Here is an 8398-nt window from a genome sequence, read left to right as displayed (position 1 = left end):
GTAACTGATATGCTTCGGCAGTCGATTTACCAATTGCCATAATTTTTTCAGCTTCGGCCAAACCTGTTTTTGAGATTTTCTCTGCTTCGGCACTTGCATTTAATTTTGTTGCTTCCGCTTGTGCTCCAGCTCTTGCTTTAGTTGCTTCTGCTTCGGCATTGGCTCTCATTTTAGTAGCTTCGGCTTCGGCATTTACATTTAATTTTAAACTTGTTGCATCACCTTCGGCTTTTTTAACGGTTGCATCAGCTGTTCTTTGAGCAATTTCAACACTTTGTGATGCTTTTACAATTTCTTTCTGCATATCTGCAATGGCAGTTTCTTTCTCCATTCCTTGACGTTGTTCTTGCGCCATTCTTTGCGTTTGATAGGTTTTTTGCTCTTCTTCGGCCAATTTTCTATCGGTTAAAGTTTTCATCAACGAATCTGGCGGAACAATATCACCAATTAAAGTATCAACAGCATTTACATTATATTCGTCCAAAACCACTTTAATGTGATTTTTAGCCGATTCTTGACGTTCTTTACGCGTACTTAAAAACGAAATAACATCACTTTCTTGAGCCGAATTTCTAAAATAGTTACCAATTGTTGGCTCAAGAACTTGCGAAACTAAGTTGGTCATGCTTCCAAAACGTGCAATAACCTTTGGCGCTTCGTTTGCCGGAACATGAATAATTTGTGAAACATCTAAATTGAACGGAAAACCATCTTTAGAACGTACCGTAATTGTAGATAAATTGTGGTCTAAATTATGAGATTCACTTCTAGCATCAGCCCAATTTAAAACTAGATTTGTTGTTGGCACCGATTCTAGTTTGGTTGTATATTTATTTAAAGCATATTTTCCTGGCCCAAGTGGTTCCATCCATACACCACGTTGCCCTTTAGAAACAATATTACCGTGTTTAAAATGCTCACCTGTAACGTCTAATCCGTCTTCACCTATATAAGAAATTACAACGCCTACATAACCAATAGGCACATCTGTCATAGGATTTTGTTCTATTTGAATTGCCCAAGAATTGATGTAATACGATCCGGCCAACATTACTTGAGGTTGCAATCCACGATTTCCGCCTGCTTCAAGAAACATATCAAAATCTTGAAAATTATTGTGATTAGAAACGTTTTTACCAGCAATTTGTCCGTCTGGTATTGGATCTCCATCAAGAGCAGTTACAATTCCGATCATGTTTTCGTAAATTTTTACTTGATCTACAATTATAATTTCAAAAATAAATGTGTTAATTCTGTATGAACCAGTTGTGATAAAAGCTGTTTGGCGACCTTTTTGTCCACCATTATTTAGGAAAGCCTCGGCATCTTGAAAGTTATCACTTGGAACTTTTCGGGCAAGAATTCTACCAGTTGGAATTTCTTTACCGTCTTTACTTAAAATCAATCCAATTTTTCCTTCCGGAATAATTGTAAAAGATGTCATATCTACAGAATATTGCCAAATCCATTTCGCCCAATATAATCCTGGTGCTAATGTTTGTGCTTGAAAACCAGCTTCGCCTTTAGTTGCAATAATTCGACTGTCAGGTAACGATTTATCGGTTCCAAAAAGAACGAATTTCTTGGTAACTAAACCAATTTTATCTTCGGGAACGATTACCATACCGAAGAAAACTCTTAAAACAAATTTGTAAAGAACTATGGATAGAATTATTAAAAATATCCACCAAAAATCAAAAATTGTTGTCATTTTATTATAAATTATTGGTTAAATAAATGTTGATTTCTTATAGAGTAGTATTGAAAAATTGGTAGTAAATTCATTTTTTTTACTTTAAATTCAATCGGTTTTGAATGATTTGAATTCAGTTTTGAAATTACAACACGCTTTTGTGTCATTTTAGAATAATTTCCATTTTAAAATCTCTAATTATACGAAGCACTTGATTAAATGTTACAAATTTTTAACATAATTATTTTTACAAAATTGTAATTAATTATATATCAATAAAATACCTTTAGTAGCTGTAAAAATATTTTGTTTATCTATAATTTGTATTTATTACTACGCTAATTTTTAATAAGTGTGTTGTTTTTCTTACACTTATTTTTGTAGAAATTTATTGACAAATCAATCGTATGGCAACAACAGCGCTTATTTAATTTAAATAAAAATTAATTAACTATTATATTAATTTTATATGATAATGTGTGGTCTAGATTTGCACGAATCGACAATTACATAAACAATTGTTAATTTCCCAAACTCACCTTTATTTTCTTAATAAAATCTAATCTACAACTTGAAAATTTCTTTATTACTCTTGTGCAAATCAATTTGCACAGTACTGTTATTGTTTTTTATAAATGTAACATCAGCTCAATGCGTGCCTAACTTTGGTAGCGCATCCAATTTTGCTCTTTATACAATAAGTGGCGCAGTCGGAAATACAGGAATATCTTCAATTACTGGCGATATGGGAACAAATACTGGCGTTATAACTGGATTTGTAACACCAACGGTTGTAAACGGAAACTTTTATGTTTCTAATTCTATTACTTCCAATGCAAGTTCCGATTTGATTTCTGCTTACAATCAATTATATAATTCAGTGGCTACTAATACTAATCATGCACCAGTTTTTGGATTGGGTGAAATTATTACTAGTGGAGTCTATTCTATTGGTGCAGCTGGTTCTGTTGTAGGAAATCTTATTTTGGACGGTCAAGGAAATCCTAACGCTATTTTTATATTTAAGTTTGGTGGTGCATTTACAACAAGCGCTAGTTCTTCAATTATTTTAACAAATGGTGCTAATCCTGCAAATGTTTTTTGGATAGCCGATGGTGCAATAGCAATGGCAGCATCAACTACAATGTATGGAACTCTTATTGCAAATAATGGTGCAATTTCTATGGGTGATCAAGGAAGCCTTCATGGAAGAATGTATTCTACAACTGGTGCAGTATCAGTATATGGAACGACTGTAACCAATGTTGGAGTAGAAACAGAAGCTGTTGTTGGCGGAATAGTTTTAATGGATCAAGCAATTTGTATAGGTACTTTACCGTCAGATTTAATTTTAACTGGAAACACAGCTCAAGTTTTAAAATGGCAAAAAGCTAACAATCCAACTTTTTTAAATCCAATAGATATTGTTTCAAATTTAGCTGTTTTATCAGGAAATTCTATTGGTATTTTAAACGAAACAACATATTTTAGAGCTGTTATTCAAAATAATGGTTGCGTAAATAATTCGGCATTTTCATCAACATGCACAATAGCAATTGCAGCAACTACTTGGGATGGAATTTCATGGAGTAATGGTTTGCCATCCGATTCAAAAGCTGCAATTATAACTGCAAATTTTTCTCCAATTAGTAATTTTACAGCCTGTACTTTAAAGGTTTCTAATGGCGCAAATTTCATTGTAGTTTCTGGTACAACAGTTTTTTTAAATGGCGCATTAACTGTTGATAGTGGAAGTAGTTTTAAACTAAAAAATAATGCTAATTTAATTCAATCATCTTCTGCACAAAATGTTGGCGCAATACTTGTAGAAAAAACTACATCTGCATTAAATAGATTAGATTATATTTTATGGTCGTCACCTGTTGCTAATCAACTATTACAAGCTTTTTCTATGTCTACAATGGCAAATAGATTTTATAGTTATGATTCAATTTTAAATCTTTACAATACTATTGCATCACCATCAACGACACCTTTTTCTATTGGTTCCTCGTTCTTAATTCGTATGCCCAACAATCATTCAATAACACCTTCAATATGGAATGGTACTTTTTCTGGAATTCCTAACAATGGAAGTGTAAATCTTACAGTAACAAATAATACTTATAATGCTATTGGAAATCCATATCCATCTGGAGTCGATGCAACTATGTTTATGACACAAAATAATATTAGTGAAGCAATGTATTTTTGGAGAAAAACCAATAATTCTAATACGAGTACTTATGCAACATATACTTTAGCTGGCGGTGTTTCCAACTCTGGTGGTGATCCTTTAAATTTAGCTCCTGGAACTATAATTCCAGTTGGTCAAGGTTTTATTGTTAAAGCAACTTCTACATCAATAACATTTAATAATGCAATGCGAGTTGCTGCTATAAATTCTCCGTTATTAAAATCTGTCAATGATAAAAGTAGAATTTGGTTGGATATTTCTTCTACAAATGGATTTTTCGGACAACAAATGATTGCCTATATGAATGGTGCAACAACTGGAATTGACAATGCTATTGATGGACGATTTTTTAATGATATTCAAACGGCATTTACATCAATTATTGGTAACGAAGAATTTTCTATTCAAGGCAGAACATTACCATTTAATGCAAATGATGTTGTAGCTTTAGGATTTAAATCGGATGTTGCAACTACTTATACAATTTCGCTAAATCATTTTGACGGACTTTTTTCTGATGGACAAGACATCTATTTAAGAGATACAACTAACGGAATTATAACCAATTTAAAAACAAGTAGTTATACATTTACAACTTTGTCAGGAGTTTTTAATAGTCGTTTTGAGTTGTTGTATCAAAATCAGCTTTCAAATCTGGATCAAAATAATAATCCAAACCAAATTATCATTTACAATCAAAACTCAAATCTGGTAATAAATTCTGGAAATAAAATGATGTCAAAAATAAAGATTTATGATATAACAGGAAGATTGTTAATGGATAAAGAAAATATTAATGCTACTCAATTCACATTAGCAATGAATATTAAAAACAATGTATATGTAGTTCAAGTTACTTCAATCGATAATGAAATCACTACTAAAAAAGTAATTAACTAGATTTTAAAATTTTATAAAAATGAAGCTCTTTTTTTAATTGAAAAGGGCTTTTTTATATTTTATCAAAACTCATAATAAAATACTCAGTTTTTAAGATTAAATGTCTATCGTCTAGTAGTTCTATTTTTGCATCTTCTTCCGTTGCTTCATTTTGTGCTTCACTGCTTTGAAATAAAGTAGTTCCGTCTGTAGATAGATTAAATTTGCCATTAATGATAGTTTTATCATTTGCTTTTTGCGAAGTAAAAGTACCTTTAGAATTAAAACATACAACAGCATGTAGCGCATCTTTTATAAGCGCTGCCGAATTATTATTTGCTGGTGTGAATTCAAATTTAGTTATTTCCCAACAACCAATAATTTTATCAGAATTGGTTTTTTGTGCTATAGAATTAGATACGGTTAGAATCAAAATTAATGACAAAATGATTTTTATAAAGTTCATGATTTAAGGGTTTAAATAATTTAAATTCAAATGTATAAAAAAACTCCAAGTTTCCTTGAAGTTTAGTTTTTTTTTAAATCTGTTGATTATTTTATAAAAAATATTTTTTTATTGGGTCATTATATTGCTATTTGTCATTCGTTTAGAAAAGAATTTACGGCAGTCCAAACAACATCAAATTTTTGGATAAAAGCTGTATGACCACTATTTGGAATAATACTTAATTGTGCTTTTGGAATCATTTTATAAGCATTTGAAATATTATCTATTGTAACATAAAAATCATGATCTCCAGCCATTAACAATACCGGACATTTAATGGTTTCTAACACATTTTTATCAACAACAAGATGGTTGTTATATTCGTCAATAACTTTATCAAACATTTCTTGTAATCTCTTAGGTTCGGGCATTATAGATAGTTGCTGTTTCCAATAGAGACTGTCCATCTGCATTGCTTGCGCTACATTAAAGTTAATTTTTGGAGTTCCTAAAGAATGTTGGGCAGCACCAATTATTATCATCTTTTTTACTTTTTGAGGAAATAAACTTGCCAATTGATAACCAGTATATCCGCCATCACTAAAGCCCAAAACTATTACGCTATCTTTTGTTACTTTATTTATAACAGCTAGAGCGTCATTTGCTTTCTGCTTGTAAGTATGATCTATAGTACCTATTTCTGATTTTCCGTGACCTCTGGTTGAAATGGCAATTACTTGATATTTTTTAGAAAGGCTATCTATAAATGATTTCATTTCATAAGTAGAGCCGTTTATACCACCATGAAGTAATACAAATGGTTCTCCTTTTCCATAAATTTCATAATATATTTTTGTATTATCTACGGTTACATAATGTCCAGCTTTGGCATTGTTTCCATAAGGAATAGCAGATGTGTTGGTCGTTTCTTTTTGCAAAAAGCAGCGCATTTGGGCATTGCTATTCATGTTAAAAACAAAAAATATAACAAGTAAGTAGTATAAGTTTTTCATTTAGTCTATAAATTAAACATTAAAAATATAATTATTGAATTTTTGTTTTAGCTTCTGTAAGATTAACGGTTTTTCCTAATGCGCCAAATTCATGCAAGTCACCAAATACTTCTATGCGAATAGATTGATTTATACCACCAATTTTTAGTGCATCATAACCGCTATCTTTAATTAATTCTTCAATAATTTCTTCAATTTCTATATGGTCATTCGCATAGAACATTGTATAAAATTCTGGTGTATTATGTGATGCACTCATTAACGAATTTGCTCCAAGTGTACCAAAAGTTTTAACAATTTTTGCGTTATTTCCTATTATCGAAGATAGAATCAATCCCGATGACAAATTGTTTTCAATTATTTTTTTGAAACCTCCATTTCCATCAGGTGCAATAGGGTTAGAGACATCAATAATTATTTTATCTCTCAGCTCATCTGCATATTTATGTACAAATTCTTTTTCAGCATCAAATGCTATTGTGGGAATAATAATATCGGCTACAGATATAGCATTTTCAATAGTCATTGCTTCTGTTAATTTCCCTAAGCTTAAAGAAAAAGTAGTTGCAGTTTCAATTTCTCTTGATGCTAAAATTACTTCACGATTACCTTTTACTAAATTTAGTGCTACAGCTTTTCCTATGGCACCAAGTCCAATAATTGCAATTTTAGTTTCATTTTTATAATTTATTAAATTATTTTCCTAAACCCAATTGATTCATGAAGGTTTGGTTGTCCCAATATAGGTATTCTTCAATCATCACTCCATCTTTCCAAACGCCAATAGTTGCCATTGGTAACACAAAACTTTTACCTGTTGGTTCAATAAATTTGCCATCACCAATAGGCATAGGTTTGGTAAAAGTTCCTTCCATTACACCTGCAACAGCAGTATAATTTCCTGATCCGAAACGTATTGGATGTTGTTTAATTCGTGTATTAGGCGCATAAAAGAACATTGCTTTTAGATCTTCAATATGTTTTTCAATTCCAATTGTTATATGTCCGTCAGGCCAATTAACTTTAATATTTTTACCATGACTTTCATGCAATCTTTCCCATTCTTCATTACTAAAAACCTCATAATCTAATGTGTCAAAAGTCGCTAAATTTCTTTTGATAATTTCATTTTGTGCTGTTAGTTCTTTTATTTGCTTTTGTAATAATACTACAGATTTCTTAGTTTGACCAATCGATTTATTAGTAAATCCTAGGCAAATAGATAAGATTAACATTAGTTTCAATATTTTTAATTTTTTCATTTCTTTAAATTTCTTTTATTTTATGTCATATTGACATTGCAAAGTTGCAACAGAAAGCAAGTGCTATCCAATGAACTATATCAAGAAATTATATTGATCTAGGTTAAGTCTATGCGTTTATTCTTTTTTTGCGTAACCGACTTAAAAATTCGGGAGTAATACCTAAAAAAGAGGCAACAAGTGTTTGAGGCAAACGATTATTTAGTAAAGTATAGGTTTCCAAAAATGCTTCATATCGTTCTTCTGCAGTTGAACTAATATTTTGAAGTAATCTTTTTTGAAGCGAAATAAAGCTATTTTCTATGAGAACCCGAAATATTCTTTGAAATTTAGGAGCTTGTCCGTATAATGCAATTAAATTATCATAACTAATTTGTAATACCATTGTGTCTTCAAATGCATCAATATTTAATTCAGATGGTGTTCTTCCATAAAAACTACCAATATCAGAAATCCACCAATTTTCTGATGCAAATTGTATAATATGCATGTTTCCTTTACCATCAATTTTGTACATTTTTAAGCAACCGCGTACGACAAAGTTAAATTGATTACACAAATCTGTATCTTGTAGAACATATTGTCGCTTTCTATAAAGTCTTGGTTTAAATAGGTTTACAACCAATTGCTTCTCGCTTTTATTTAAAGGTAACAATTGTTGAAAATAGTCTATAAGTGGTTGTACTTGTGTTTGTAATAACTCTTCTTCGTTCATTTTTCTTTTGTACTCAAATTTAATAGTTATTTAATAATTATAAACTAAATAAAAATTTTACTTCATATCAAATGTATAAAAAAAACTCCAAGTTTGGACATGCCCCAAAAAGTTAGACACTATTTGGGGCATTTTTTATGGAAAGAAAAGTTAAATATGATTATGCATTTAAAGAAGATTGCATAAAATTA

Annotated in this window: 7 protein-coding genes; 1 reads left to right on the top strand and 6 read right to left on the bottom strand. The window is 30.7% G+C overall.

The window, feature by feature from the left end:
* A partial coding sequence (locus ACH2CG_RS14055) for an SPFH domain-containing protein (RefSeq protein WP_395066280.1) occupies nucleotides 1-1711 on the bottom strand: 1711 nt, incomplete at its 3' end.
* Nucleotides 1712-2315: 604 nt separating this feature from the next.
* Here ACH2CG_RS14055 and ACH2CG_RS14050 point away from each other — a divergent pair.
* Nucleotides 2316-4790, top strand: coding sequence for an ice-binding family protein (locus ACH2CG_RS14050; RefSeq protein WP_395066278.1), 2475 nt, complete (start codon nucleotides 2316-2318; stop codon nucleotides 4788-4790).
* Nucleotides 4791-4842: 52 nt separating this feature from the next.
* Here ACH2CG_RS14050 and ACH2CG_RS14045 read toward each other — a convergent pair whose 3' ends face one another.
* The 5 genes from ACH2CG_RS14045 to ACH2CG_RS14025 all read right to left on the bottom strand — a co-directional run bounded on the left by ACH2CG_RS14045 (nucleotide 4843) and on the right by ACH2CG_RS14025 (nucleotide 8207).
* The gene (locus tag ACH2CG_RS14045; protein ID WP_395066276.1) at nucleotides 4843-5235 is read right to left on the bottom strand and encodes a hypothetical protein; all 393 of its coding nucleotides are present in this window, start codon (nucleotides 5233-5235) and stop codon (nucleotides 4843-4845) included.
* 134 nt (nucleotides 5236-5369) lie between these two features.
* Complete coding sequence (locus tag ACH2CG_RS14040) at nucleotides 5370-6185, bottom strand: alpha/beta fold hydrolase (protein WP_395066274.1); 816 nt, start codon at nucleotides 6183-6185, stop codon at nucleotides 5370-5372.
* A gap of 76 nt (nucleotides 6186-6261) precedes the next feature.
* Complete coding sequence (locus ACH2CG_RS14035) at nucleotides 6262-6897, bottom strand: NADPH-dependent F420 reductase (protein ID WP_395066282.1); 636 nt, start codon at nucleotides 6895-6897, stop codon at nucleotides 6262-6264.
* 28 nt (nucleotides 6898-6925) lie between these two features.
* The gene (locus ACH2CG_RS14030) at nucleotides 6926-7492 is read right to left on the bottom strand and encodes an ester cyclase (RefSeq protein WP_395066272.1); all 567 of its coding nucleotides are present in this window, start codon (nucleotides 7490-7492) and stop codon (nucleotides 6926-6928) included.
* A gap of 109 nt (nucleotides 7493-7601) precedes the next feature.
* Nucleotides 7602-8207: a Crp/Fnr family transcriptional regulator gene (locus ACH2CG_RS14025; RefSeq protein ID WP_395066270.1), complete on the bottom strand. Its 606-nt coding sequence runs from the start codon at nucleotides 8205-8207 to the stop codon at nucleotides 7602-7604.
* Nucleotides 8208-8398: the final 191 nt, after the last annotated feature.

The organism is Flavobacterium sp. (assembly GCF_043778725.1).
Lineage (GTDB): Bacteria > Bacteroidota > Bacteroidia > Flavobacteriales > Flavobacteriaceae > Flavobacterium.
Note: the sequence above shows the minus strand (reverse complement) of the source record. Positions and strands in the feature narration are given on the sequence as shown.